This is a genomic window from [Enterobacter] lignolyticus SCF1 (genome assembly GCF_000164865.1).
Classification (GTDB): Bacteria; Pseudomonadota; Gammaproteobacteria; order Enterobacterales; family Enterobacteriaceae; genus Enterobacter_B; species Enterobacter_B lignolyticus.
Genome location: NC_014618.1, coordinates 2,839,276 through 2,863,780, shown reverse-complemented (window position 1 = coordinate 2,863,780; position 24,505 = coordinate 2,839,276). Strand labels below are relative to the sequence as shown.

Genomic DNA, 24,505 nt, shown 5'->3' with positions numbered 1-24,505 from the left:
AACTGGGTGCGTTCGGTATGCCCGCTCTGGAACACCCCCGAGCGGGCATTTTTTTATCTGCGTTTTGTCGCTGTACGATGCGGATGAAAAGGAGAGGGAAACAGGTATAAAAAAACCGCCTTCATCTGAAGGCGGTTTGTCGTTTTACGCGGGCTTACTCAACCGGTTGGGGGCGAGCAGGCTCTGCGGCAGCGCGGTTGCTGGCGCTATGGCCGCCGGCTGCGCCTTTACCGTCGAACGCGAAGGCAGGACGTACCCAATCGCTGTGACGCGGAGCTTCCGGGACATACTCCGGCGCCGGCGCGCGGGTCATCGGGGCCGTTGCGTGCGGATGCGGCAGAGTTACCGCTGGCTGGGCAACCGGTGTGGCTGCAACGCTCACTTCCGGTGCGGCTTCAACCACAGCCTCCGCCGGTTGCGGTGCGACAGCCGGGGCTTCTTCTGCGGTTTCGACAACGACAGGCGCTGCGACAACAGGTTCAACGTGCGCTTCGACAGGCGCTGGCGCGGCGTCTTCAGCCGCTGTCGCCTCGACGGCAACGACGGCTTCCTCTGCCACTACAGCCTGCGCGTGTTCAACGACCGGCGCCGCTTCTTCCACCACTCGCGCGGTTTCGACAACCTGCGCTTCAATTACGTCAGCTGGCGCTTCGACGATCGGTTCTGCGGCGGCGATATCAGCGGCAACAGGCGCGACGGTCTCAACGTGCTGAACGTCTTCCTGCTCGTGGAACTCTTCGGCAACCTGCTCCTGAGTACGGGCAACCGGGTAGCTTACCCACACTTTACCTGACGCCATTTCCGGCGATGCGCAGGCGAACTCCAGCGGCATCGGCGACTGGGTCGGGTAACGCTCGTCACGGTAACGACGACGGCGCTGGCCGCTGACGCGCAGGTGGCGCGGAGAACGGCGTGAGCGACGCGGCATACCGGCGGTATCACGCGCTTCGCCGTTGTCGTCCTGCTCAACCGGCATCTCGACAACCGCGGGCAGATCGACTTTTGCCAGCTCAGTACGCGGCGCAGCAACTGCTTCAGCGGCAACAACAGCTTCCGTGGTTTCGACGCTGTCGGCGGCGGACGCAATGCGCACTTTCTGTGACAGCTGGCGCGGCTTGCGACGGGCTACCGGCTGAGAACGTTCTTCCTGTTCCGCTTCCTGAACCGGCTGCTCTTCGCGCGACAGCGCTTTCACTTCCTGCTGGTTCTGACGTTTTTCGTCATTACGGCGGCGGCTGCGCTCACGACGCGGCTGCTGCTCGTCGCGGGATTTCGCCTTATCGGCGTCTTCCACGACGTTCTGCGGCTGACGGGCTTCACGCGGCTCGGCGTTCTGCTGCGGTTTTTCGCGACGGTTACGGCGGTTTTCTTCGCGCGCTTCCGTATTCTCGGCACGGCTGTCGTTACGATCGCGATCGCCGCGCTCGTTGCGGTCACGGCGGTCATTACGGTCGTTACGGTCGCGACGGTTATTCTGACGCGGCTTACGACGATCCTGCTGACGTTCCTGTTTCTCTTCTTTCTTCTCTTCCGGCTGTGCTTCTACCGGCGCAGCGTCGCTGTCGCTGAACATGCGCTTCAGCGCGGAGAAGAAGCGGGAGACCAGACCCGGTTCGGCGACAGTCGCGGCTGCGGCGACCGGCGCGGCTACTTTCACCGGCGCTTCAACAGCGGCGGTTTCAACGTCAGGAGCTGGCGGGGTATCCGGCATCACGAAGGTGGCCAGCGCCGGCTGCTCAGGGCGTTTGCGCTCGGCAGGCTCTTCATCAGACGGCAGCGCCATCTCTTCTTCGTGCAGCTTCGGCAGCAGATAGCTCAGCGTCTGCGTCTCTTCGCCTTTGCGCACGCGCAGTACGGAGTAGTGCGGGGTTTCCATCTGTTCGTTCGGCACGATAATGCAGCGAACGCCGCCCTGGCGGGATTCGATTGCGCTTACGGCATCACGTTTTTCGTTCAGCAGGTAAGAGGCGATCGGCACCGGTACAATGGCGTGAACTTCTTTGGTGTTCTCTTTCAGCGCTTCTTCTTCAATCAGACGCAGAATAGAGAGCGACAGGGATTCGTTGTCACGAACCGTGCCGGTGCCGCTACAGCGAGGACAAACGTGATGGCTGGACTCGCCCAGCGACGGGCTCAGACGCTGACGCGACATTTCCAGCAGGCCGAAGCGGGAAATATGGCTAATCTGAATGCGCGCGCGGTCCTGGCGCACGGCTTCGCGCAGGCGGTTTTCCACCGCACGCTGGTGGCGAACCGGCGTCATATCGATGAAGTCGATAACGATAAGGCCGCCGAGGTCGCGCAGGCGCAGCTGGCGGGCAATTTCGTCTGCCGCTTCCAGGTTGGTGTTGAACGCGGTTTCTTCGATGTCGCCGCCGCGGGTCGCGCGCGCGGAGTTGATATCGATAGCGGTCAGCGCTTCGGTGCTGTCGATAACGATGGAGCCGCCGGACGGCAGACGCACTTCGCGCTGGAAGGCGGATTCGATCTGCGACTCAATCTGATAGTGGCTGAACAGCGGGATTTCACCAGTGTAGAGCTTAATTTTGCTGCTGAAATCCGGACGACCCAGCGCCGCGATGTGCTGGCGAGCCAGCTCAAGCACTTTCGGGTTGTCGATGAGGATTTCGCCGATATCCTGACGCAGATAGTCACGGAAGGCGCGCACGATAACGTTGCTTTCCTGATGAATCAGGAACGGCGCCGGGCGGCTTTCTGCGGCTTTCTGAATCGCTTCCCAGTGCTTCAGGCGGAAGCTCAGGTCCCACTGCAGCGCTTCGGCGGATTTGCCGACGCCTGCGGTACGCACGATGAGGCCCATGCCGTCCGGCAGCTGCAGGCTTGCCAGCGCTTCTTTCAGCTCGGTGCGGTCGTCGCCCTCGATACGGCGTGAAATACCGCCAGCGCGTGGGTTATTCGGCATCAGCACCAGATAGCTGCCCGCCAGGCTGATAAAGGTGGTCAGCGCGGCGCCTTTGTTGCCGCGTTCTTCTTTATCAATCTGAACAATCACTTCCTGACCTTCGCGCAGCACATCTTTGATGTTCGGGCGACCATGGGAAGAATAATTAGCGGGGAAGTATTCGCGGGCGATTTCTTTGAGGGGAAGGAAGCCATGACGCTCGGCACCGTAGTCAACAAATGCGGCTTCAAGGCTGGGTTCAATGCGGGTAATTTTGCCTTTGTAGATGTTCGCTTTTTTCTGTTCATGTCCTGGGCTTTCAATGTCCAGATCGTACAGACGCTGCCCATCAACAAGGGCGACACGCAACTCTTCCTGCTGAGTTGCGTTGATTAACATTCTTTTCATCGTAACTTACTCATTATTCTTACATTGACGACTAAGCTGCGGGCAGAGTAATGCCTTGCCGGGGGTAAACCGATGGCCTCGTGACTGTTCACGTCGCCAACCTCACGGTTGTCGCTCGCTTAAGAGGCGCAGAGTGTCGGTTGCCTGGGTTTCAACTGGAAACGCAGCGCAATTAACAGGGGAAAACAGCCTGGGAACTTATCACCAGAGAAGATTCCTTTTACCGGTAAGGACTGCAACCCGCAGCCCGCTAACTGTCTGAAAGATCAATACGTCTTACGCCATTGCTGCGTTGATGATCGGACAGACAAAACTGGTAATTCCGTAAATATCCTTGTTCTAACAAGACTCAACACGGAAAACAGCATCATTATTCCATTGCTAACCTTGTTATAGCAAGATGACTTTTACCTTTTATCACCCGGTTACCCACAGTTTTTTCACCAGCCCAGAGAGATTGTTCTAATAACAAGCAAAATGGTCGATGAGGCCATCTGTGAAACCGAATAATGATAAATATAAGCATAGAAAAATGTGTGGCGCTAATGCGCGTCGCTATTTAGAATCGCCCACCATGAAAACTGAGACACCGACCGTAAAAATGGTTGCCATTGCTGCCGATGAGGCAGGGCAACGTATTGATAACTTTTTGCGCACCCAGCTGAAAGGCGTGCCGAAGAGTATGATTTACCGCATTCTGCGCAAAGGCGAAGTGCGGGTGAACAAAAAGCGCGTCAAGCCGGAATATAAGCTTGAGGCGGGCGATGAAGTGCGTATTCCGCCGGTGCGCGTCGCCGAGCGTGAAGAGGACGCGGTATCGCCGCATCTGCAAAAAGTTGCCGCCCTGAGCGACGTTATTCTGTATGAGGATGACCATATCCTGGTGCTCAATAAGCCGTCGGGTACGGCGGTTCACGGCGGCAGCGGGCTGAGCTTCGGCGTCATTGAAGGGCTGCGCGCGTTGCGCCCGGAAGCGCGCTTCCTCGAGCTGGTGCACCGCCTCGACCGCGATACCTCGGGCGTACTGCTGGTGGCGAAGAAGCGTTCCGCGCTGCGTTCCTTGCATGAACAGCTGCGCGACAAAGGCATGCAGAAGGACTATCTGGCGCTGGTGCGCGGCCAGTGGCAGTCGCATACCAAAGTGGTGCAGGCGCCGCTGCTGAAGAACATTCTGCAAAGCGGCGAACGAATCGTCCGCGTCAGCAGCGAGGGGAAACCGTCGGAAACGCGCTTTAAGGTGGAAGAACGTTTTGCGTTTGCGACCCTGGTTCGTTGCAGCCCGGTCACCGGCCGTACTCACCAGATTCGCGTCCATACCCAGCACGCGGGGCACCCGATTGCCTTCGACGACCGCTACGGCGATCGCGAATTTGATAAGCAGCTGGCCGGCACCGGCTTAAACCGCCTGTTCCTGCACGCAGCGGCGCTGAAGTTTACGCACCCGGGCACCGGCGAGACGATGCGCGTCGAAGCGCCGATGGATGCGCAGCTTAAGCACTGCCTGAAGGTGCTGCGCGGCTAATGCGTTATCGGGTGGCGCTGCGCCACCCGATGTCGTTTATGCCAGTAGCGAATTAATCTGCTCATGGCGCAGCATCTTGCTTAGCGCAATCAGCGGCAGACCGACCAGCGTATTAGGGTCGCGACCATCCAGACGCTCGAAGAGCGCGATTCCCAGCCCCTCGCTTTTAAAACTCCCCGCGCAGTTCAATGGCTGCTCTTTTTCGACATAGCGGATAATCTCATCGTCCGTCAGCCTGCGAAAATGGACGTCGAACGGCTCGCATTCGGTTTGCAGCTGGCCGGAGGCGCTATTGTACAGCGCCAGCCCCGTATAAAAGGTCACGATATGACCGCTCGCTTCCCGCAGCTGGCGGTGGGCGTTTTCCGCGGTGTGCGGCTTGCCGGTGATTTTTCCGCCCAGAACGCAAACCTGATCGGAGCCGATGATCAAATGCTCAGGGTAGCGGTGCGCCAGCGCCTGCGCTTTTGCCTGCGCCAGACGCAGCACAAGCTGGCGCGGGGATTCGCCGGGCAGGGGAAGCTCATCGACCTCGGGCGCGGCGCAGATAAACGGCAAGCCGAGCTTTTCCAGCAGCTGTCGGCGAAAGGGCGATGTGGAGGCGAGAACGATATTTGGCATAATTTTTCTGTTAAACTCTGGCGATTCGGATTGCGCCATTTTAAACTACAGGCCGCAATGTGTGCGAATAAATGGCAAAAGGCATCCTGCGGGTGCCTTTTTCTTTGACTATATGACGTTACAAAGTTAATATGCGCGCCCTATGCAAAAGGTAAAATTACCCCTGACTCTTGATCCGGTACGCACGGCTCAAAAACGCCTTGATTATCAGGGTATCTATACTCCTGAACAGGTAGAGCGTCTTGCCGAGTCTGTAGTCAGTGTGGACAGTGATGTGGAATGCGATATGACATTCGCCATCGATAACCAACGTCTCGCCGTTATCAAAGGCGATGCGAAGGTCACGGTGTCTCTTGAATGCCAGCGCTGCGGGAAACCGTTTTCACATCAGGTTCACACAACGTATTGTTTCAGCCCGGTCAAAAATGATGAACAGGCTGAAGCACTCCCGGAAGCGTATGAGCCGATTGAGGTTAACGAATTCGGTGAAATCGATCTGCGGGCGCTGGTTGAGGATGAACTCATCCTTACCCTGCCTGTAGTTCCGGTGCATGATTCTGAACACTGTGAAGTGTCCGAGGCGGACATGGTCTTTGGTGAATTGCCTGATGAAGCGCAAAAGCCAAACCCATTTGCCGTATTAGCCAGCTTAAAGCGTAAGTAATTGAGGAGTAAGGTCCATGGCCGTACAACAGAATAAACCAACCCGTTCCAAACGTGGCATGCGTCGTTCCCATGACGCGCTGACCGCAGTTACCAGCCTGTCTGTAGACAAGACTTCTGGTGAAACCCACCTGCGTCACCACATTACCGCCGACGGTTTCTACCGCGGTCGCAAGGTTATCGCTAAGTAATCACGCGATACTCAGCGGATTTCGCGTTGCAGGAAGGTAGCTACTGCCCCTGCGACGTGAAAGACAACGAGTACAGGCGCGATGAAGCTTAGTGAGGATTTCCCGCGCAAGCGGGGATATACCGAACCAGGCGGCGACGAAACCTTGACACGTCTGACCATAGCGTTGGATGTCATGGGGGGCGATTTTGGCCCGTCCGTGACGGTGCCTGCAGCATTGCAGGCACTGCATTTTAATTCACAACTCTCGCTTCTCTTAGTCGGCAATCCCGACGACATCATGCCATTACTTGCCAGAGCTGACTTTGAACAACGTTCACGTCTGCAGATTATTCCTGCTCAGTCAGTTATTGCCAGTGATGCTCGCCCGGCTCAGGCGGTTCGCAGCAGCCGGGGCACCTCCATGCGCATGGCGCTGGAGCTGGTGAAAGAAGGGCGAGCGCAGGCGTGCGTCAGCGCGGGCAATACCGGCGCGCTGATGGGGCTTGCAAAGCTATTGCTCAAACCGATTGAGGGGATTGAGCGCCCGGCGCTGATGACGGTGCTTCCGCATCAGCAAAAGGGGAAAACGGTGGTCCTTGATTTAGGGGCTAACGTAGATTGCGACAGCAATATGCTGGTGCAGTTCGCCGTGATGGGCGCCGTGATGGCCGAAGAGGTCGTCGGCATTGAGCGGCCGCGCGTTGCGCTGCTCAATATCGGCGAAGAAGAGACCAAAGGTCTTGACAGCATTCGCGACGCTTCGGCGATACTGAAGACCGTGCCCAGCATTAACTACATTGGCTATCTTGAGGCCAATGAGCTGTTAACCGGGAAGACGGATGTCCTGGTTTGTGATGGTTTTACGGGGAACGTCACACTAAAAACAATGGAAGGTGTTGTCAGAATGTTCCTTTCGCTGCTGAAATCGCAGGGTGAGGGGAAAAAACGGTCATGGTGGCTGCTGCTTTTAAAGCGTTGGTTACAAAAAAGCCTGTCGCGGCGATTCAGTCACCTCAACCCCGACCAGTATAATGGCGCCTGTCTGTTAGGATTGCGCGGCACGGTGATAAAGAGTCATGGTGCAGCCAATCAGCGCGCGTTTAGCGTCGCGATTGAACAGGCAGTGCAGGCGGTGCAGCGGGAAGTCCCTCAGCGGATTGCCGCTCGCCTGAAATCTGTATTACCACAATAAGACTGAGCGTACATGTATACGAAGATTATAGGTACCGGCAGCTATCTGCCTGAACAGGTGCGGACGAACGCCGATCTGGAAAAAATGGTCGATACCTCTGACGAGTGGATTGTCACGCGCACAGGTATCCGTGAACGCCGTATTGCCGCGCCCAACGAGACTGTGGCGACGATGGGGCTCGAAGCCGCAAAACGCGCGCTGGACATGGCGGGCATCGACGCTGAACAGATTGGTTTGATTGTTGTCGCCACCACCTCAGCGACGCATGCGTTCCCAAGCGCGGCGTGCCAGATTCAATCGATGCTGGGCGTGAAGGGATGCCCGGCGTTTGATGTTGCCGCCGCCTGCGCAGGTTTTACCTATGCGCTGAGCGTTGCCGATCAGTACGTGAGGTCCGGCGCGGTTAAGCACGCGCTGGTGATCGGCTCCGACGTGCTGGCCCGCACCTGCGATCCGACCGATCGTGGCACAATTATTATTTTTGGCGATGGCGCAGGCGCCGTCGTCCTTAGCGCTTCAGACGAGCCGGGGATCATCTCCACGCATCTGCATGCCGACGGCAACTATGGCGAGCTGCTCACCCTGCCGAACGCCGATCGCGTGAACCCGGAGAACTCGATTCACCTGACCATGGCAGGGAACGAAGTCTTTAAAGTCGCGGTGAAAGAGCTGGCGAATATCGTTGAAGAGACGCTGGCGGCCAACAATCTTGACCGCTCAGACCTCGACTGGCTGGTGCCGCACCAGGCAAACCTGCGCATTATCAGCGCCACGGCGAAAAAGCTGGGTATGCCGATGGACAACGTGGTGGTGACGCTCGACCGACACGGCAACACCTCCGCCGCCTCGGTACCGTGCGCGTTTGATGAAGCCGTACGCGATGGCCGCATTAAGCGCGGTCAGCTGGTTCTGCTGGAGGCCTTCGGCGGCGGTTTCACCTGGGGCTCTGCGCTGGTTCGTTTTTAATTAAGGATAACAACATGACGCAATTTGCTTTTGTGTTCCCGGGACAGGGTTCTCAGACCGTCGGTATGCTGGCCGAGATGGCCGCTGAATATCCGCTGGTTGAAGAGACGTTCCGTGAAGCCTCTGCGGCGCTGGGCTACGATCTGTGGGCGCTGACGCAACAGGGTCCGGCGGAAGAGCTGAACAAAACCTGGCAGACGCAGCCGGCGCTGCTGACCGCCTCCGTCGCGCTGTACCGCGTCTGGCAGCAGCAGGGCGGTAAAGCGCCTGCGCTGATGGCCGGTCACAGCCTGGGCGAATACTCTGCGCTGGTCTGCGCGGGCGTTATCGCGTTTACCGATGCGGTTCGTCTGGTTGAGCTGCGCGGCAAATTCATGCAGGAAGCGGTACCGGAAGGCACCGGCGGCATGTCGGCCATCATCGGTCTGGATGATGCGGCGATTGCGAAAGCGTGTGAAGAATCCGCAGAAGGCCAGGTTGTCTCTCCGGTTAACTTCAACTCGCCGGGCCAGGTGGTTATCGCCGGTCACAAAGAGGCCGTTGAGCGCGCTGGCGCTGCCTGTAAAGCTGCGGGCGCGAAGCGTGCGCTGCCGCTGCCGGTCAGCGTACCGTCACACTGCGCGCTGATGAAGCCGGCGGCTGAGAAGCTGGCGGCGGAGCTGGCGACTATTACCTTTAACGCGCCGCAGATTCCGGTTGTGAATAACGTGGACGTGAAGTGCGAAACCGCCGCGGACGCGATTCGCGACGCGCTGGTTCGTCAGCTCTACAGCCCGGTTCAGTGGACCAAAACCGTTGAGTTTATGGCGGCAGAAGGCGTTGAGCACCTTTATGAAGTCGGCCCGGGTAAAGTCCTCACCGGTTTGACCAAACGTATTGTAGACACCCTGACAGCGTCGGCGCTCAACGAGCCTGCTGCGATGTCTGCGGCGCTTGCACAATAAAAAGAGGAATACCATGAGTTTTGAAGGAAAAATCGCACTGGTAACGGGCGCAAGCCGCGGCATTGGTCGCGCAATTGCGGAAACCCTTGTTGCCCGTGGCGCAAAAGTTATTGGTACTGCGACCAGTGAAAGCGGCGCGCAGTCGATCAGCGATTATCTGGGCGCCAACGGTAAAGGCCTGATGCTGAATGTGACCGATCCGGCATCTATCGAATCTGTTCTGGAAAATATTCGCGCAGAGTTTGGCGAAGTTGACATTCTGGTCAATAATGCCGGGATTACTCGTGATAACCTGTTAATGCGCATGAAAGATGACGAGTGGAACGACATTCTCGAGACCAATCTGTCATCGGTATTCCGTCTGTCAAAAGCGGTAATGCGAGCTATGATGAAAAAGCGTCATGGGCGTATTATCACTATCGGTTCTGTGGTCGGTACCATGGGAAATGCCGGTCAGGCCAACTACGCTGCGGCGAAAGCGGGTCTTATCGGTTTTAGTAAATCGCTGGCGCGCGAAGTTGCGTCACGCGGTATTACTGTGAACGTTGTTGCTCCGGGCTTTATTGAAACGGACATGACGCGTGCGCTGACCGATGAGCAGCGTGCGGGTACACTGGCGGCAGTTCCGGCGGGGCGCCTTGGCTCTCCAAACGAAATCGCCAGTGCGGTTGCATTTTTAGCCTCTGACGAAGCGGGTTACATCACGGGTGAAACCCTGCACGTCAACGGCGGAATGTATATGGTCTGACCGCAGATTGCACAAAATGCTCAGGAACCGCGCATTCCGCGTGGTTCCGGACAAGATTATGTGCAAAATGATTTGCGTTATTAGGGCAAACACCCGCAAAATAGCGTAAAATCGTGGTAAGACCTGCCGGGATTTAGTTGCAAATTTTTCAACATTTTATACACTACGAAAACCATCGCGAAAGCGAGTTTTGATAGGAAATTTAAGAGTATGAGCACTATCGAAGAACGCGTTAAGAAAATTATCGGCGAGCAGCTGGGCGTTAAGCAGGAAGAAGTTACCAACAATGCTTCCTTCGTTGAGGACCTGGGCGCTGATTCTCTTGACACCGTTGAGCTGGTAATGGCTCTGGAAGAAGAGTTTGATACTGAGATTCCGGACGAAGAAGCTGAGAAAATCACCACCGTTCAGGCTGCCATTGATTACATCAACGGTCACCAGGCGTAAGTGAACATCTCCAGGCGGTCACTCGACCGCCTGAGTTTTATCTTTTTGTCCCAAAAATCTCTTTTTTTATCCCTCCCTGGAGGACAAACGTGTCTAAGCGTCGTGTAGTTGTGACCGGACTGGGCATGTTGTCTCCTGTCGGCAATACCGTAGAGTCTACCTGGAAAGCTCTCCTTGCCGGTCAGAGTGGCATCAGCCTGATCGACCATTTCGATACTAGCGCCTATGCAACGAAATTTGCTGGCTTAGTAAAGGATTTTAACTGTGATGACATCATCTCGCGTAAAGAACAGCGCAAGATGGATGCCTTCATTCAATATGGAGTTGTCGCTGGCGCTCAGGCCATGCAAGATTCTGGTCTGGTAGTGACGGAAGAGAACGCAACGCGCATCGGTGCCGCTATCGGTTCCGGCATTGGCGGTCTCGGTTTAATCGAAGAAAACCACAGCTCGCTGGTTAATGGCGGTCCGCGTAAGATCAGCCCCTTCTTCGTTCCGTCTACGATTGTTAACATGGTGGCAGGTCACCTGACCATCATGTACGGTCTGCGTGGCCCCAGCATCTCTATCGCCACGGCGTGTACCTCCGGTGTGCATAACATCGGTCATGCGGCGCGTATGATTGCCTACGGCGATGCCGATGCCATGCTGGCCGGCGGCGCTGAGAAAGCGAGTACGCCGCTGGGTGTTGGCGGTTTCGGTGCTGCACGCGCGCTGTCTACCCGCAACGATAACCCGCAGGCGGCAAGCCGTCCGTGGGATAAAGATCGTGATGGTTTCGTACTGGGCGATGGCGCAGGTATCATCATGCTCGAAGAGTATGAGCACGCGAAAAAGCGCGGCGCGAAAATTTATGCTGAAATCGTCGGTTTTGGTATGAGCAGCGATGCTTACCATATGACGTCGCCGCCGGAAAACGGCGCGGGCGCTGCGCTGGCGATGGTTCACGCTATTCGTGACGCCGGTATCGAGCCGGGCCAGATTGGTTACGTCAACGCGCACGGTACCTCTACCCCTGCTGGCGATATCGCCGAAGCACAGGCGGTAAAATCGGTATTTGGCGATGTGGCAAGCCGCGTTATGGTCAGCTCAACCAAATCCATGACCGGTCACCTTCTGGGTGCGGCAGGCGCGGTGGAGTCAATTTACTCCATTCTGGCGCTGCGCGACCAGGCGGTTCCGCCGACCATCAACCTGGATAACCAGGAAGAGGGTATTGACCTCGACTTCGTCCCCCTCGAAGCGCGTCAGGTTAGCGGCATGGAGTACACGCTGTGTAACTCTTTCGGTTTTGGCGGCACTAACGGCTCGCTTATCTTCAAAAAAGTGTGATGCGTTTTCGTATCGACTTTCCAGGCCTGCAATGCAGGCCTTTTCTTTGGGTTTAATCCGCTTGTGATTCATGCTTCCCCCTGCCAGACTAACGAGCCACTGATAAGGAGGCTCTATGTTCTTGATTAATGGCGTCACGCAGGATGTACTGCCAGCCAACGACAGAGCGGTGCAGTTCGGCGACGGTTGTTTTACCACAGCGAGAATCAAAAACGGCCGGGTTGAGTTCCTTACGGCGCATATCGAACGGCTTGAGCATAACTGCGCGACATTACTTATCCCTTTTAGTGAATGGGCTGGGTTATCGCAGGAGATGCAGACGTTAGCGCGTCAGCAGGGTGATGGCGTGCTTAAAGCGATCATCACGCGCGGCAGCGGCGGACGGGGATACAGCCCCTCGGCGTGCCAGACGCCGACACGAATGCTGTCGGTTTCTCCGTCGCCTGCGCATTATCCGCTATGGCGAAAAGAGGGCGCACGGCTTGCGCTGAGCCCGGTAAGGCTGGGACGCAACCCCCATCTTGCCGGCCTTAAACACCTTAATCGCCTCGAGCAAGTGCTTATCCGCGCGCATCTTGAACAGACGGACGCCGATGAAGCCCTTGTCCTTGACAGCGACGGCTGGGTTACGGAATGCTGTGCGGCTAATTTGTTCTGGCGGGCGGGGGATGTAGTGTTTACCCCGCGCCTCGATCAGGCCGGTGTGGACGGGATTATGCGTCGGCACTGCATTTCACATCTGGCACAAAGCCGCTTTCGCGTTGTCGAAGTCAATGCGCGCGTGGAGTCCGTCCGACAGGCGGATGAGGTCGTGATTTGCAATGCCTTAATGCCGGTTATCCCCGTCAGGACGTTTGCAGAAGTTCACTACCGCTCGCGTGAGCTGTTTGATTATCTGGCCCCACTTTGTGAGCAGACGACGACGTCATGAAGAAAATGTTACGGTTTTTCCTGCTGCTGCTGGTCGTGCTTGGCATTGCCGCCGGTATCGGGATGTGGAAAGTTCGCCAGCTGGCGGACAGCAAAATCCTTATTAAAGAGGATCTGGTCTTTACGCTCAAAGCGGGTACCGGGCGCAGCGCGCTGGGCGAACAGCTTTACGGTGAAAAAGTCATTAACCGCCCGCGGGTTTTCCAGTGGCTGCTGCGCGTCGAACCGGATCTGTCGCACTTCAAAGCCGGAACCTACCGCTTTACGCCGCAGATGACGGTGCGGGAGATGCTGCAGCTGCTGGCCAGCGGCAAAGAGGCGCAGTTCCCGCTGCGTTTTGTCGAAGGAATGCGGGTGAGCGAGTATCTTAAACAGCTGCGCGATGCGCCGTACGTAAAGCACACGCTGGCGGATGATAGCTATGAGACGCTGGCAAAAGCGCTTAAGCTTGAGCAGCCGGAGTGGGTTGAGGGCTGGTTCTGGCCGGATACCTGGATGTATACCGCCAATACGACGGATCTCTCTATCCTTAAGCGCGCACACCAGAAGATGGTGAAGGCCGTTGATAGCGCATGGGAAGGGCGGGCGGATAATCTGCCTTATAAAGATCAAAACGCGCTGGTGACCATGGCCTCGATCATCGAAAAAGAGACCGCCGTCGCCAGCGAGCGCGATCAGGTCGCCTCGGTGTTCATCAACCGTCTGCGTATCGGTATGCGCCTGCAGACCGACCCGACGGTTATCTACGGGATGGGGGAGAGCTACAGCGGTAAGCTGTCGCGTAAGGATCTCGAAACGCCGACGTCGTACAACACCTACGTGATAGCCGGACTGCCGCCGGGGCCGATTGCCGTTCCGGGCGAAGCCTCTCTCAACGCGGCGGCGCATCCGGCGAAGACGCCGTATCTCTATTTCGTTGCGGATGGCAAAGGCGGGCACACGTTTAATACGAATCTTGCCAGCCACAACCGCTCCGTACAGGATTACCTGAAAGCACTTAAGGAAAAAAATGCACAGTAAGTATATCGTCATCGAGGGCCTGGAAGGCGCTGGTAAAACCACGGCGCGCGATGTCGTTGTGGAGACGCTGGAGCAGATGGGCATTCGTGACCTGCTGTTCACGCGCGAGCCGGGCGGCACCATTCTGGCGGAAAAACTCCGCAGCCTGGTGCTGGACATCAGGTCAGTGGGCGATGAAGTCATTACCGATAAAGCCGAAGTGCTGATGTTCTATGCGGCCCGCGTGCAGCTGGTTGAGACGGTCATTAAGCCCGCGCTGGCGGCGGGAAAATGGGTGATCGGCGATCGTCACGATCTCTCCACTCAGGCCTATCAGGGCGGCGGCCGCGGTATTGACCCGCAGATGCTTGCTACCCTGCGAGACGCGGTGCTCGGCGATTTTCGCCCCGACCTGACGCTCTACCTTGACGTGACGCCGGAAGTGGGGCTGGGACGCGCCCGCGCCCGCGGCGACCTCGACCGCATCGAACAGGAGTCGCTGAATTTCTTCAACCGCACCCGCGCGCGCTACCTTGAGCTGGCGGCGCAGGACGCCTCCATCCATACCATCGATGCGACCCAGCCGCTTGACGACGTGATGCGCGCGATTCGCGACACCGTCACTCGCTGGGTGCAGGAGCAGGGCGCATGAAATGGTATCCGTGGCTGAGACCGCCGTTTGAGGCGCTGGTCGCCAGCTATCAGTCTGGCCGCGGCCACCATGCGCTACTTGTTCAGGCGCTGCCCGGGATGGGCGACGACGCGCTTATCTATGCGCTGTGTCGTTTTTTAATGTGTCACCAGCCGGAGGGGCAGAAAAGCTGCGGCAAGTGCCATAGCTGCCAGCTGATGCAGGCGGGCACCCATCCGGATTACTACCTCGTACAGCCGGAAAAAGGGAAAAACACGCTGGGCATCGACGCCGTTCGCGCTGTGACGGAAAAACTGTATGAACGCGCCCGGCTGGGCGGCGCAAAGGTGGTGTGGATAAGCGATGCCGCGCTGCTGACCGAAGCCGCCGCCAATGCCCTGCTGAAAACCCTCGAAGAGCCGCCGGAGAATACTTGGTTCTTCCTCGCCTGTCGGGAGCCCGCGCGCCTGCTGGCGACATTGCGCAGCCGCTGCCGCTTATATCACCTTGCGCCGCCGGGCGAAGCCTATGGTCTGGCGTGGTTGCAGCGAGAAGTGACGGTGTCACAAGAATCGGCGCTGACCGCGCTGCGCCTGACGTCGGGCGCGCCGGCCGCGGCGCTGGAGCTGCTGGCGGGCGCATCGCAAAGCGCCCGCCAGCAGCTGTGCGAAGCGCTTGACGGCACGCTGCGCAGCGGCGACTGGCTGTCCCTGCTGGCGGTATTCAACCACGATAGCGTTGCCGAGCGCCTGTACTGGCTGTCGGCGCTGCTGCTGGACGCCCTCAAGCTCCAGCAGGGGATCTCCCTGTTGAGCAACGTTGATGCCCAGCCGCTCGTCGGGCGTCTGGCGCAGCATCTTCCCCCTCCCACGCTGCAGGTGATTGCGCGCGATGCCGCAGAATGCCGCGAGCAGCTGCAAAGTGTTATCGGCCTTAACCGCGAGCTGACGCTCTGCGAACGTTTATTACGCTGGGAGCACTGGCTGCAGCCTGGCGCCAGCCTTCCGGCTTCACACTTGTAAGAGAGACATTATGTTTTTAGTCGACTCGCACTGCCATTTCGATGGTCTGGATTATCAATCGCTGCATAAGGACGTGGATGACGTGCTGGCGAAAGCCGCCGCGCGGGGCGTAAAATTTTGCCTGGCGGTCGCCACTACGCTTCCGGGCTATCGCTCAATGCGGGCGCTGGTCGGGGAGCGCCCGAACGTGGTGTTTTCCTGCGGCGTGCATCCGCTTAACCAGGACGAAGAGTACAGCCCTGAAACCCTGCGCCAACTGGCTGCGGAAGAGGGCGTAGTGGCGTTGGGCGAAACCGGTCTGGACTATTATTACACCCCGGAAACAAAAGCCCGCCAGCAGGCCTCGTTTGCCCACCATATCCGCATTGGCCGCGAGCTGAACAAGCCGGTTATCGTGCATACGCGCGACGCGCGGGACGATACGCTGGCGATTCTGCGCGACGAAAAAGTGACGGATTGCGGCGGCGTACTACACTGTTTCACAGAAGACAGAGAAACGGCGGGTAAATTACTGGATCTGGGTTTTTATATCTCGTTCTCCGGTATCGTGACGTTCCGCAACGCTGAACAGCTTCGCGATGCCGCCCGTTATGTGCCGCTCGACAGGCTGCTGGTGGAAACCGATTCCCCGTACCTGGCGCCGGTGCCGCATCGCGGTAAAGAGAACCAGCCGGCAATGGTCCGCGACGTCGCGGAGTACATGGCTGTGCTGAAGGGCGTGTCGCTGGAGCAGCTGGCTCAGCAGACGACCGAAAACTTCTCCAGACTGTTCCACATCGACCCCGCCAGACTGCAATCTGCCTGATCTGACAGCTTATTTTAAAGCTCGTAATTAATAGGTAAAGCGAGTAAAGTTCACCGCCGCGAAAGTGGCGGTGAATGGCTTTCATGTAACATATGGACACGAGTTTTGTAAATTACTGAAAGTTTTTCGCTGGATGCTGAGCGAAACGTGATAGCCGTCAAACATCAGAGCTGGGATTTATTTTACTCTGTGTAATAAATAAAAAGGCGCTTAGATGCCTGTCCACGGTGGGGCTCTCCCCCCTCGCCAATGCGTGAAAACGTAAAAAAAAGCACAAATACTCAGGAGCACTCTCAATTATGTTTAAGAATGCATTTGCTAACCTGCAGAAGGTCGGTAAATCGCTGATGCTGCCGGTATCCGTACTGCCTATCGCAGGTATCCTGCTGGGCGTCGGTTCCGCAAACTTCAGCTGGCTGCCAGCCGTTGTTTCCCACGTTATGGCGGAAGCAGGCGGTTCTGTATTTGCTAACATGCCGCTGATCTTTGCTATCGGTGTTGCGCTTGGCTTCACCAACAACGACGGCGTTTCTGCACTGGCGTCGGTTGTAGCTTACGGCATCATGGTGAAAACCATGGCGGTTGTCGCGCCTTTGGTTCTGCATTTACCTGCTGAAGAGATTGCGGCTAAACACCTGGCGGATACCGGCGTGCTCGGCGGTATTATCTCCGGTGCGATTGCAGCCTATATGTTCAACCGCTTCTACCGCATCAAGCTGCCTGAGTACCTGGGCTTCTTCGCGGGCAAGCGTTTTGTACCGATTATCTCCGGTCTGGCGGCAATTATTCTGGGCGTGATCCTGTCCTTCATCTGGCCACCGATTGGTTCCGCGATTCAGACATTCTCCCAGTGGGCGGCCTACCAGAACCCGGTTGTGGCGTTCGGTATCTACGGCTTCGTTGAGCGCTGCCTGGTGCCGTTCGGTCTGCACCACATCTGGAACGTACCTTTCCAGATGCAGATCGGTGAATTCACCAACGCGGCAGGTCAGGTATTCCACGGCGATATCCCGCGCTATATGGCAGGCGACCCGACCGCGGGCAAACTGTCCGGCGGCTTCCTGTTCAAAATGTACGGTCTGCCGGCGGCTGCGATTGCTATCTGGCACTCTGCGAAACCAGAGAACCGTGCAAAAGTGGGCGGTATCATGATCTCCGCAGCGCTGACCTCGTTCCTGACCGGTATCACCGAGCCGATCGAGTTCTCCTTCATGTTCGTTGCGCCGATCCTGTACGTTATCCACGCTATTCTGGCTGGTCTGGCGTTCCCGATCTGTATCCTGCTGGGCATGCGTGACGGTACGTCGTTCTCTCACGGTCTGATCGACTTTATCGTTCTGTCCGGCAACAGCAGCAAGCTGTGGCTGTTCCCGATTGTCGGTATCTGCTATGCGATCGTTTACTACACCATCTTCCGCGTACTGATCAAAGTACTGGACCTGAAAACTCCGGGTCGTGAAGATGCAACAGAAGATTCGAAAGCAGGCGCGACCAGCGAAATGGCTCCGGCACTGATTGCGGCGTTCGGTGGTAAAGAAAACATCACCAACCTCGACGCCTGTATTACTCGTCTGCGCGTCAGCGTCGCCGATGTCGCTAAAGTGGATCAGCCTGGCCTGAAGAAACTGGGCGCGGCGGGCGTAGTGGTTGCAGGTTCCGGCGTTCAGGCTATTTTCGGCACCAAGTCCGATAACCTGAAAACCGAGATGGATGAGTACATCCGCAATCACTAAGTCATAAAAGATGGGGAGACTAAGGCAGCCGAATGGCTGCCTTTTTTACATTGGGCCGCAGACAAATGGTTAAGCAAGCAGCGACCGGACGGATTTCAGAATAAGAAAAAGAGCGATTGGGTTGAAAGTAAGGGAATAAGTCGCTCATACTCTTACGTTGTTGCCTGGTTACAGATTACCGCACGGTAATCATCAAAAAGGAAAAAGTCATGGCAGAAGAAACGATTTTCAGCAAGATCATCCGCCGCGAAATCCCGTCGGACATTGTTTATCAGGACGAGCTGGTCACCGCTTTTCGCGATATTTCGCCGCAAGCGCCAACCCATATTCTGATTGTGCCGAATATCCTGATTCCAACGGTAAATGACGTGACGGCGGAACACGAGCAGGCGCTGGGGCATCTGATCACCGTGGCTGCTAAAATCGCCCGTGACGAAGGTATTGCCGATGACGGCTACCGCCTGATACTGAACTGTAACCGCCACGGCGGCCAGGAGGTATACCATATCCACATGCATCTGCTGGGCGGCCGTCCGCTGGGCCCCATGCTGGCGCACAAAGGGTAACTGCATGAAAGGCGGTCGTTTCGCAGTATTGCTGGCGGCGCTGGCGCTGGCAGGGTGCAACTCGCATCCGGAAATTCCCTTTGGCGAACAGCAAACGCTGGTCATGGAATCGAACGTGCTGGCCGCCGGGATCAGCGCGGATACGCCCGAACTGACAACGTCTGAGATCCAGGCGACCGCCACCTCCCGGCTGTTTAACGAACGTAAGGTGCCTGTAATAGTGCACTACCGTTTTTACTGGTATGACTCCAGAGGGCTGGAAATGCATCCGCTTGAGGCCACCCGCACCATCACCGTCCCGGCGAATTCTTCGGTGACGCTGTACGGTACCGCCAACAGCCTCGGCGCGCATAAGGTCCGACTTTATCTTTATCTGTAAGGGGTAAATAGTAATGAGCAAACTGAGTCGCTATGCATTCATTACCGCCGTGGCGATATTTCTCTCAGGGTGCGTCGCGCAACGGGAAAAACCGGCGCCGGTAGAAGAAGCGAAACCGACGCCAGAGCAGCCGCAGCCGCCGACGACCACCGTCCCGACGGTACCGACGATGCCGGTCCAGCCGGGGCCCATTGAGCACGGCGAGCAGCCCGCTCAGCCTGCGCCGCGCGTTCGTCATTATGACTGGAACGGCGCCGCGCAGCCGCTGGTGGGGCAGATGCTGCAGGCGGGCGGCGTGAACGCGGGCAGTATTCTGCTGGTGGATAGCGTAAATAACCGCACCAACGGCTCGCTGAACCCTACGGAGGCCACCACGGCGCTGCGCAATGCGCTCGGCGGCAACAGTAAATTTACCCTTGTTTCTCCGCAGCAGTTAGCCGTCGCTAAACAGCAGCTGGGGATCTCGGCGCAGGATAGCCTGGGCTCGCGCAATAAAGCGATGGGGCTCGCCCGTACGGTTGGCGCGCAGTATGTGCTTTATTCCAGCGCTACCGGCAACGTCAACGCGCCGACCCTGCAAATGCAACTGATGCTGGTCCAGACTGGCGAGATTATCTGGTCAGGTAAAGGTGCCGTTCAGCAACAGTAATCTTTCGCGTGACGCGCTGCTGTCACGCTTTTTCCCACATTATTCCGTCGCCAGCGCTGGCCCTGCCGGCCTGAGCGGCGGAAGCTGCATTATTGAACGTGACGGACAGCGGCTGGTTTTGCGCCAGCATCACGATCCCGATGCGCCGCGCAGCCATTTCCGCCGCCAGTACCATGCCCTGAACCAGCTTCCTTCCTCGCTTGCGCCGCGCCCGCAGGGCTTTTTTCCCGGCTGGATGGCCGTGGAGTACCTTCACGGCGAGACGCCGTTGGCACTACCGCCGAGCGGCAGGCTGGCGTCGCTGCTGCATCACCTGCACCAGCAGCGTCGTTTCGGCTGGCGGGTGCCGGTGCTGCCGCTGCTGGAGCGCTACTGGCAGTGCTGCGATCCGGCGCGGCGGACGCCGTTCTGGCTGCGCGAGCTCAGGCGTTTGCGCCGCCGGGCGGAGCCGAAGGTGCTGCGGCTGGCGCCCTTGCATATGGATATTCACGCAGGCAATATCGTTGTCACCGGACAGGGACTGCGGCTTATCGACTGGGAGTATGCCGGAGACGGCGATATCGCGCTGGAGCTGGCGGCCGTGTGGTCGGAGGACGACGGCCAGCGGCAGCAGCTTATCAATGATTATGCCCGGCTTGCCCACCTCAATCCCGCTCAGCTGACGCGCCACGTATGGCGCTGGCGGCGGTGGGTGCTGATGCTGATGGCAGGCTGGTATGAGTATCGCTGGCAGCAGACCGGCGATCGCCAATTTAGTGCGCTGGCGGATGACGCATGGCGACAGTTAAAAACGAAAGGACAAGAGAGGTGAATGTGGGCCCGGTAATGTTGGATGTTGAAGGGTATGAGCTGGATGCGGAAGAGCGCGACATTCTGGCGCATCCCCTGGTGGGCGGTTTGATTCTCTTCACCCGTAACTATCATGACCCGCTGCAGCTGCGCGAGCTGGTGCGCCAGATCCGCAGCGCCTCGCGCAATCATCTGGTGATTGCGGTAGACCAGGAAGGCGGGCGCGTTCAGCGTTTTCGCGACGGATTTACCCGCCTGCCGGCCGCCCAGTCTTTTGCCGAACTGCTGGGAATGGAAGAGGGCGGCAAGCTGGCGCAGGAGGCGGGCTGGCTGATGGCGAGCGAAATGATCGCCATGGATATCGATATCAGCTTTGCGCCGGTGCTGGACGTTGGCCATATCAGCGCGGCGATCGGCGAGCGTTCATACCATGCCGATGCGCAAAAGGCGCTGGCGATGGCCCGCCACGTTATCGACGGAATGCACAGCGCCGGGATGAAAACCACCGGCAAACACTTCCCGGGGCACGGCGCGGTAACCGCGGACTCCCACAAGGAAACACCGCACGATCCGCGGCCTGAAGCCGAGATTCGGGCGAAAGATATGTCGGTGTTCCGTCAGCTGATTACGGAAAACCGGCTGGATGCCATCATGCCCGCGCACGTTATTTATACCGACGTCGACCCGCGGCCGGCCAGCGGCTCAGCGCACTGGCTAAAAACGGTGCTTCGCGGCGAGCTGGGCTTCGACGGCGTTATTTTTTCCGACGATCTGTCGATGGAAGGCGCGGCGATCATGGGGAGCTACGCGGAGCGCGGCCAGGCGTCGCTGGACGCAGGTTGCGATATGATCCTCGTCTGCAATAATCGTAAGGGAGCCGTCAGCGTGCTGGATAACCTGTCGCCGATCAAAGCAGAGCGTGTTACGAAATTGTATCATAAAGGTTCATTTACGCGTCAGGCGCTGAGGGATTCCTCCCGCTGGCAGGCGGTCAGCGCGCAGTTGAACGAGCTCCATGAGCGTTGGCAGGCGCACAAAGCCGCTCTTTAAACCCTCCCGCATCGGGATTGGCAGTGTTGTGAGGTTTTGATGATCATCTATTTACACGGTTTCGACTCAAACAGCCCGGGAAATCACGAGAAGGTGCTGCAGCTGCAGTTTATCGATCCCGACGTCCGGCTCATCAGCTACAGTACGCTTCATCCGAAGCATGATATGCAGCACCTTCTCAAAGAGGTCGATAAAATGCTGCAGCTGACCGACGACGAAAGGCCGCTCATCTGCGGCGTCGGGCTGGGCGGCTACTGGGCTGAGCGCATCGGCTTCTTATGCGACGTGCGCCAGGTGATGTTCAACCCGAACCTGTTCCCCTATGAGAACATGGAAGGGAAAATCGATCGCCCGGAAGAGTATGCGGATATCGCCACCAAATGCGTCAGCAACTTCCGTGAGAAAAACCGCGATCGCTGCCTGGCGATTTTATCCCGTCAGGATGAAACGCTGAACAACCAGCGCTCGGCTGAGGTGCTGCATCACTACTACGAGATTATCTGGGACGAAGTGCAGACCCATAAATTCAAGAATATCTCGCCGCATCTGCAGCGCATCAAAGCGTTTAAAACGCTGGGCTGACTCCCTCCCCGCATCCCGGCGGCGCCATGCCGTCCGGGCTATTCTTTGACTTTCCTCGCGATCGTTGCTCAAAATTACAGCAGCAAAACTTGACCCACATCAATTTTGGTATGACCAATGCACCGAACGTGATATTCTCCCTGTCGCTGAATGGTTTCATGTCAGTAACTTGTTGTTAATTAAAGGCTATTTAGATAACTTTTAATTAACAATTGGTTAATATTTTGAGGGGGTCACGTTGACTACGCCATTGAAAAAGATTGTGATTGTGGGTGGTGGTGCTGGCGGGCTGGAACTGGCTACGCAGTTGGGTAGAAAGCTGGGCCGCGGTAAAAAAGCGAAAATTACGCTGGTGGATCGTAACCACAGCCACCTGTGGAAGCCGCTGCTGCATGAAGTGGCGACCGGCTCGCTGGACGAGGGCGTTGACGCGCTGAGCTACCTGGCGCACGCCCGCAACCATGGTTTCCAGTTCCAGCTGGGCTCCGTGGTGGATATCAACCGCGACGCTAAAACGATAACCCTTGCCGAACTGCGCGACGAAAAAGGCGAGCTGCTGGTGCCTGAGCGCAAGCTGCCGTACGACACGCTGGTGATGGCGCTGGGCAGCACCTCTAACGACTTCAACACCCCGGGCGTTAAAGAGAACTGCATTTTTCTCGATAACCCGCACCAGGCGCGCCGTTTCCATCAGGAGATGCTGAACCTGTTCCTCAAGCACTCCAGCAACCTGGGGGCCAACGGCAAGGTGAATATCGCCATCGTCGGCGGCGGCGCGACGGGCGTTGAGCTCTCCGCAGAGCTGCATAACGCGGTGAAACAGCTGCACAGCTACGGGTACAAAGGGCTGACCAACGATGCCCTGAACGTAACGCTGGTGGAGGCGGGCGAGCGCATTCTGCCCGCGCTGCCGCCGCGCATTTCCGGCGCCGCGCACAGCGAGCTGACCAAAATGGGCGTCCGCGTCCTGACCCAGACCATGGTGACCAGCGCGGATGAAGGCGGCCTGCACACCAAAGACGGCGAATACATCAAGGCGGACCTGATGGTGTGGGCGGCCGGGATTAAAGCGCCGGACTTTATGAAAGAGATAGGCGGGCTGGAAACCAACCGCATCAACCAGCTGGTGGTTGAGCCGACGCTGCAGACGACCCGCGACGCGGATATCTTCGCCATCGGCGACTGCGCCTCTTGCGCGCGTCCGGAAGGGGGCTTCGTGCCGCCGCGCGCTCAGGCCGCTCACCAGATGGCGACGACCGCGCTGCATAACATTCTGGCGCAGATCAAAGGCAAGCCGCTGAAGGCCTACACTTATAAGGATCACGGCTCTCTGGTCTCGCTGTCGAACTACTCCACCGTCGGCAGCCTGATGGGCAACCTGATGCGCGGCTCGATGATGGTTGAAGGGCGCATTGCACGCTTTGTCTACATCTCGCTCTACCGTATGCACCAGATTGCGCTGCACGGCTACTTTAAAACCGGCCTGATGATGCTGGTCGGCAGCATTAACCGCGTGATCCGTCCCCGCCTGAAGCTGCACTGATTTTCCCGGCCCGGCAGTCGCCGGGCCTTTTTCAGATAATTCTGCTAAATATGCGCCTGCGATGGTTCGGATTCCTCTGAATCAGCGCATATTGCCGCACGTTCCCGCATTTTTCATCCGCTTTCTGATTTGCAGAAACCCTGCTCCAGTTGCAAAATTGTTACCAACAGCAACAAAGGAGGAAACCCCGTGAATAAATCCATGTTGGCGGGCATAGGGATTGGCGTAGCTGCTGCGCTGGGTGTGGCGGCGGTAGCCAGTCTGAACGTGTTTGAACGTGGCCCGCAATACGCGCAGGTCGTGTCAGCAACACCCATTAAAGAAACCGTGAAATCTCCGCGTCAGGAGTGCCGCAACGTCGCCGTGACGCACCGTCGTCCGGTTCAGGATGAAAACCGTATCGCCGGATCTGTGCTCGGCGCGGTAGCGGGCGGGGTGATTGGTCACCAGTTTGGCGGCGGTCGCGGCCGCGATGTCGCAACCGTTGTTGGAGCGCTGGGCGGCGGCTATGCCGGCAACCAGATCCAGGGCTCAATGCAGGATAACGACACCTACACCACCACGCAGCAGCGCTGCAAGACCGTGTACGACAAATCGGAAAAAATGCTGGGTTACGATGTGACCTATAAAATCGGCGATCAGCAGGGGAAAATCCGCATGGATAAGGACCCCGGCAACCAAATCCCGTTGGACAGCAACGGTCAGTTGATTCTGAATAACAAAGTATAAAACAGCAGTTATCTGCATATTAGCCCCTCATTCGCTCAGGCTGAGGGGCTTTTTTTATAAATTCATCTGTATAGGTAAAAAAGTCATGAAAAGCATTTAAGTAATACCCTTCATGGAACCATGGTAATTTATAAATAATTTGTTGTCTCTCTGTTGTGCCATTGATAAAAACGATCCAGTAA

At 57.4% G+C, this 24,505-nt stretch carries 25 protein-coding genes; 23 read left to right on the top strand and 2 right to left on the bottom strand.

Features of this window, described 5'->3' with window-relative positions; translation table 11 throughout:
• Nucleotides 1-154: 154 nt before the first annotated feature.
• The gene (gene rne / locus ENTCL_RS13460; protein ID WP_013366689.1) at nucleotides 155-3,310 is read right to left on the bottom strand and encodes a ribonuclease E; all 3,156 of its coding nucleotides are present in this window, start codon (nucleotides 3,308-3,310) and stop codon (nucleotides 155-157) included.
• Between the two features lie 574 nt (nucleotides 3,311-3,884).
• On the opposite strand from rne, the gene rluC reads away from it, so the two are divergent.
• The gene (gene rluC, locus ENTCL_RS13455; protein ID WP_203415266.1) at nucleotides 3,885-4,832 is read left to right on the top strand and encodes a 23S rRNA pseudouridine(955/2504/2580) synthase RluC; all 948 of its coding nucleotides are present in this window, start codon (nucleotides 3,885-3,887) and stop codon (nucleotides 4,830-4,832) included.
• Nucleotides 4,833-4,868: 36 nt separating this feature from the next.
• Here the strand turns inward: rluC and ENTCL_RS13450 are convergent, their stop codons facing one another.
• The gene (locus ENTCL_RS13450) at nucleotides 4,869-5,453 is read right to left on the bottom strand and encodes a Maf family protein (RefSeq protein WP_044611971.1); all 585 of its coding nucleotides are present in this window, start codon (nucleotides 5,451-5,453) and stop codon (nucleotides 4,869-4,871) included.
• A gap of 142 nt (nucleotides 5,454-5,595) precedes the next feature.
• On the opposite strand from ENTCL_RS13450, the gene yceD reads away from it, so the two are divergent.
• The 22 genes from yceD (at nucleotide 5,596) to ENTCL_RS13340 (ending at nucleotide 24,323) form a co-directional block, all read left to right on the top strand.
• Nucleotides 5,596-6,117 carry a 23S rRNA accumulation protein YceD gene (yceD, locus tag ENTCL_RS13445; RefSeq protein ID WP_013366686.1) on the top strand — a complete coding sequence of 174 codons (522 nt, stop codon included), beginning with the start codon at nucleotides 5,596-5,598 and terminating at the stop codon, nucleotides 6,115-6,117.
• Between the two features lie 16 nt (nucleotides 6,118-6,133).
• The gene (gene rpmF / locus ENTCL_RS13440) at nucleotides 6,134-6,307 is read left to right on the top strand and encodes a 50S ribosomal protein L32 (protein ID WP_013366685.1); all 174 of its coding nucleotides are present in this window, start codon (nucleotides 6,134-6,136) and stop codon (nucleotides 6,305-6,307) included.
• A 144-nt stretch (nucleotides 6,308-6,451) separates the two neighbouring features.
• Entirely contained in the window at nucleotides 6,452-7,480 is a 1,029-nt protein-coding gene (gene plsX, locus ENTCL_RS13435) for a phosphate acyltransferase PlsX (RefSeq protein ID WP_157865593.1), read from the top strand.
• A 12-nt stretch (nucleotides 7,481-7,492) separates the two neighbouring features.
• Nucleotides 7,493-8,446, top strand: a complete 954-nt coding sequence (locus ENTCL_RS13430) for a beta-ketoacyl-ACP synthase III (RefSeq protein ID WP_013366683.1) — start codon at nucleotides 7,493-7,495, stop codon at nucleotides 8,444-8,446.
• Nucleotides 8,447-8,460: 14 nt separating this feature from the next.
• Complete coding sequence (gene fabD, locus ENTCL_RS13425) at nucleotides 8,461-9,390, top strand: ACP S-malonyltransferase (RefSeq protein WP_013366682.1); 930 nt, start codon at nucleotides 8,461-8,463, stop codon at nucleotides 9,388-9,390.
• Nucleotides 9,391-9,403: 13 nt separating this feature from the next.
• Nucleotides 9,404-10,138: a 3-oxoacyl-ACP reductase FabG gene (gene fabG / locus ENTCL_RS13420; RefSeq protein ID WP_013366681.1), complete on the top strand. Its 735-nt coding sequence runs from the start codon at nucleotides 9,404-9,406 to the stop codon at nucleotides 10,136-10,138.
• A 210-nt stretch (nucleotides 10,139-10,348) separates the two neighbouring features.
• Nucleotides 10,349-10,585, top strand: a complete 237-nt coding sequence (gene acpP, locus ENTCL_RS13415) for an acyl carrier protein (protein WP_000103754.1) — start codon at nucleotides 10,349-10,351, stop codon at nucleotides 10,583-10,585.
• 89 nt (nucleotides 10,586-10,674) lie between these two features.
• Complete coding sequence (fabF, locus tag ENTCL_RS13410; protein WP_013366680.1) at nucleotides 10,675-11,916, top strand: beta-ketoacyl-ACP synthase II; 1,242 nt, start codon at nucleotides 10,675-10,677, stop codon at nucleotides 11,914-11,916.
• Nucleotides 11,917-12,031: 115 nt separating this feature from the next.
• On the top strand, nucleotides 12,032-12,847 hold the full coding sequence (gene pabC, locus ENTCL_RS13405; protein ID WP_013366679.1) for an aminodeoxychorismate lyase: 816 nt from the start codon (nucleotides 12,032-12,034) through the stop codon (nucleotides 12,845-12,847).
• Nucleotides 12,844-13,866, top strand: coding sequence for a cell division protein YceG (gene yceG / locus ENTCL_RS13400; protein ID WP_013366678.1), 1,023 nt, complete (start codon nucleotides 12,844-12,846; stop codon nucleotides 13,864-13,866). The genes pabC and yceG overlap by 4 nt, the downstream gene beginning before the upstream one ends.
• Complete coding sequence (gene tmk / locus ENTCL_RS13395) at nucleotides 13,856-14,497, top strand: dTMP kinase (RefSeq protein WP_013366677.1); 642 nt, start codon at nucleotides 13,856-13,858, stop codon at nucleotides 14,495-14,497. The genes yceG and tmk overlap by 11 nt, the downstream gene beginning before the upstream one ends.
• The gene (gene holB, locus ENTCL_RS13390; protein WP_013366676.1) at nucleotides 14,494-15,498 is read left to right on the top strand and encodes a DNA polymerase III subunit delta'; all 1,005 of its coding nucleotides are present in this window, start codon (nucleotides 14,494-14,496) and stop codon (nucleotides 15,496-15,498) included. The genes tmk and holB overlap by 4 nt, the downstream gene beginning before the upstream one ends.
• Nucleotides 15,499-15,508: 10 nt before the next feature.
• A complete protein-coding gene (locus ENTCL_RS13385) occupies nucleotides 15,509-16,303 on the top strand; it encodes a metal-dependent hydrolase (protein ID WP_013366675.1) in 795 nt (264 codons plus the stop codon).
• Nucleotides 16,304-16,602: 299 nt separating this feature from the next.
• A complete protein-coding gene (ptsG, locus tag ENTCL_RS13380; protein WP_013366674.1) occupies nucleotides 16,603-18,036 on the top strand; it encodes a PTS glucose transporter subunit IIBC in 1,434 nt (477 codons plus the stop codon).
• A gap of 209 nt (nucleotides 18,037-18,245) precedes the next feature.
• Nucleotides 18,246-18,602, top strand: a complete 357-nt coding sequence (hinT, locus tag ENTCL_RS13375) for a purine nucleoside phosphoramidase (RefSeq protein ID WP_013366673.1) — start codon at nucleotides 18,246-18,248, stop codon at nucleotides 18,600-18,602.
• Nucleotides 18,603-18,606: 4 nt separating this feature from the next.
• The gene (locus tag ENTCL_RS13370) at nucleotides 18,607-18,981 is read left to right on the top strand and encodes a YcfL family putative periplasmic lipoprotein (RefSeq protein ID WP_013366672.1); all 375 of its coding nucleotides are present in this window, start codon (nucleotides 18,607-18,609) and stop codon (nucleotides 18,979-18,981) included.
• 22 nt (nucleotides 18,982-19,003) lie between these two features.
• Complete coding sequence (gene lpoB, locus ENTCL_RS13365) at nucleotides 19,004-19,630, top strand: penicillin-binding protein activator LpoB (RefSeq protein WP_162098847.1); 627 nt, start codon at nucleotides 19,004-19,006, stop codon at nucleotides 19,628-19,630.
• Nucleotides 19,611-20,441, top strand: a complete 831-nt coding sequence (gene thiK / locus ENTCL_RS13360; protein ID WP_013366670.1) for a thiamine kinase — start codon at nucleotides 19,611-19,613, stop codon at nucleotides 20,439-20,441. The genes lpoB and thiK overlap by 20 nt, the downstream gene beginning before the upstream one ends.
• Before the next feature lie 2 nt (nucleotides 20,442-20,443).
• Nucleotides 20,444-21,469 (top strand): beta-N-acetylhexosaminidase, encoded by a 1,026-nt coding sequence (nagZ, locus tag ENTCL_RS13355; RefSeq protein WP_044612140.1) that lies wholly within the window; start codon nucleotides 20,444-20,446, stop codon nucleotides 21,467-21,469.
• 39 nt (nucleotides 21,470-21,508) lie between these two features.
• Nucleotides 21,509-22,051, top strand: a complete 543-nt coding sequence (ycfP, locus tag ENTCL_RS13350) for an alpha/beta hydrolase YcfP (RefSeq protein WP_013366668.1) — start codon at nucleotides 21,509-21,511, stop codon at nucleotides 22,049-22,051.
• Nucleotides 22,052-22,289: 238 nt separating this feature from the next.
• Nucleotides 22,290-23,594 carry an NAD(P)/FAD-dependent oxidoreductase gene (locus ENTCL_RS13345; RefSeq protein WP_013366667.1) on the top strand — a complete coding sequence of 435 codons (1,305 nt, stop codon included), beginning with the start codon at nucleotides 22,290-22,292 and terminating at the stop codon, nucleotides 23,592-23,594.
• A 189-nt stretch (nucleotides 23,595-23,783) separates the two neighbouring features.
• The gene (locus tag ENTCL_RS13340; protein WP_013366666.1) at nucleotides 23,784-24,323 is read left to right on the top strand and encodes a glycine zipper 2TM domain-containing protein; all 540 of its coding nucleotides are present in this window, start codon (nucleotides 23,784-23,786) and stop codon (nucleotides 24,321-24,323) included.
• Nucleotides 24,324-24,505: the final 182 nt, after the last annotated feature.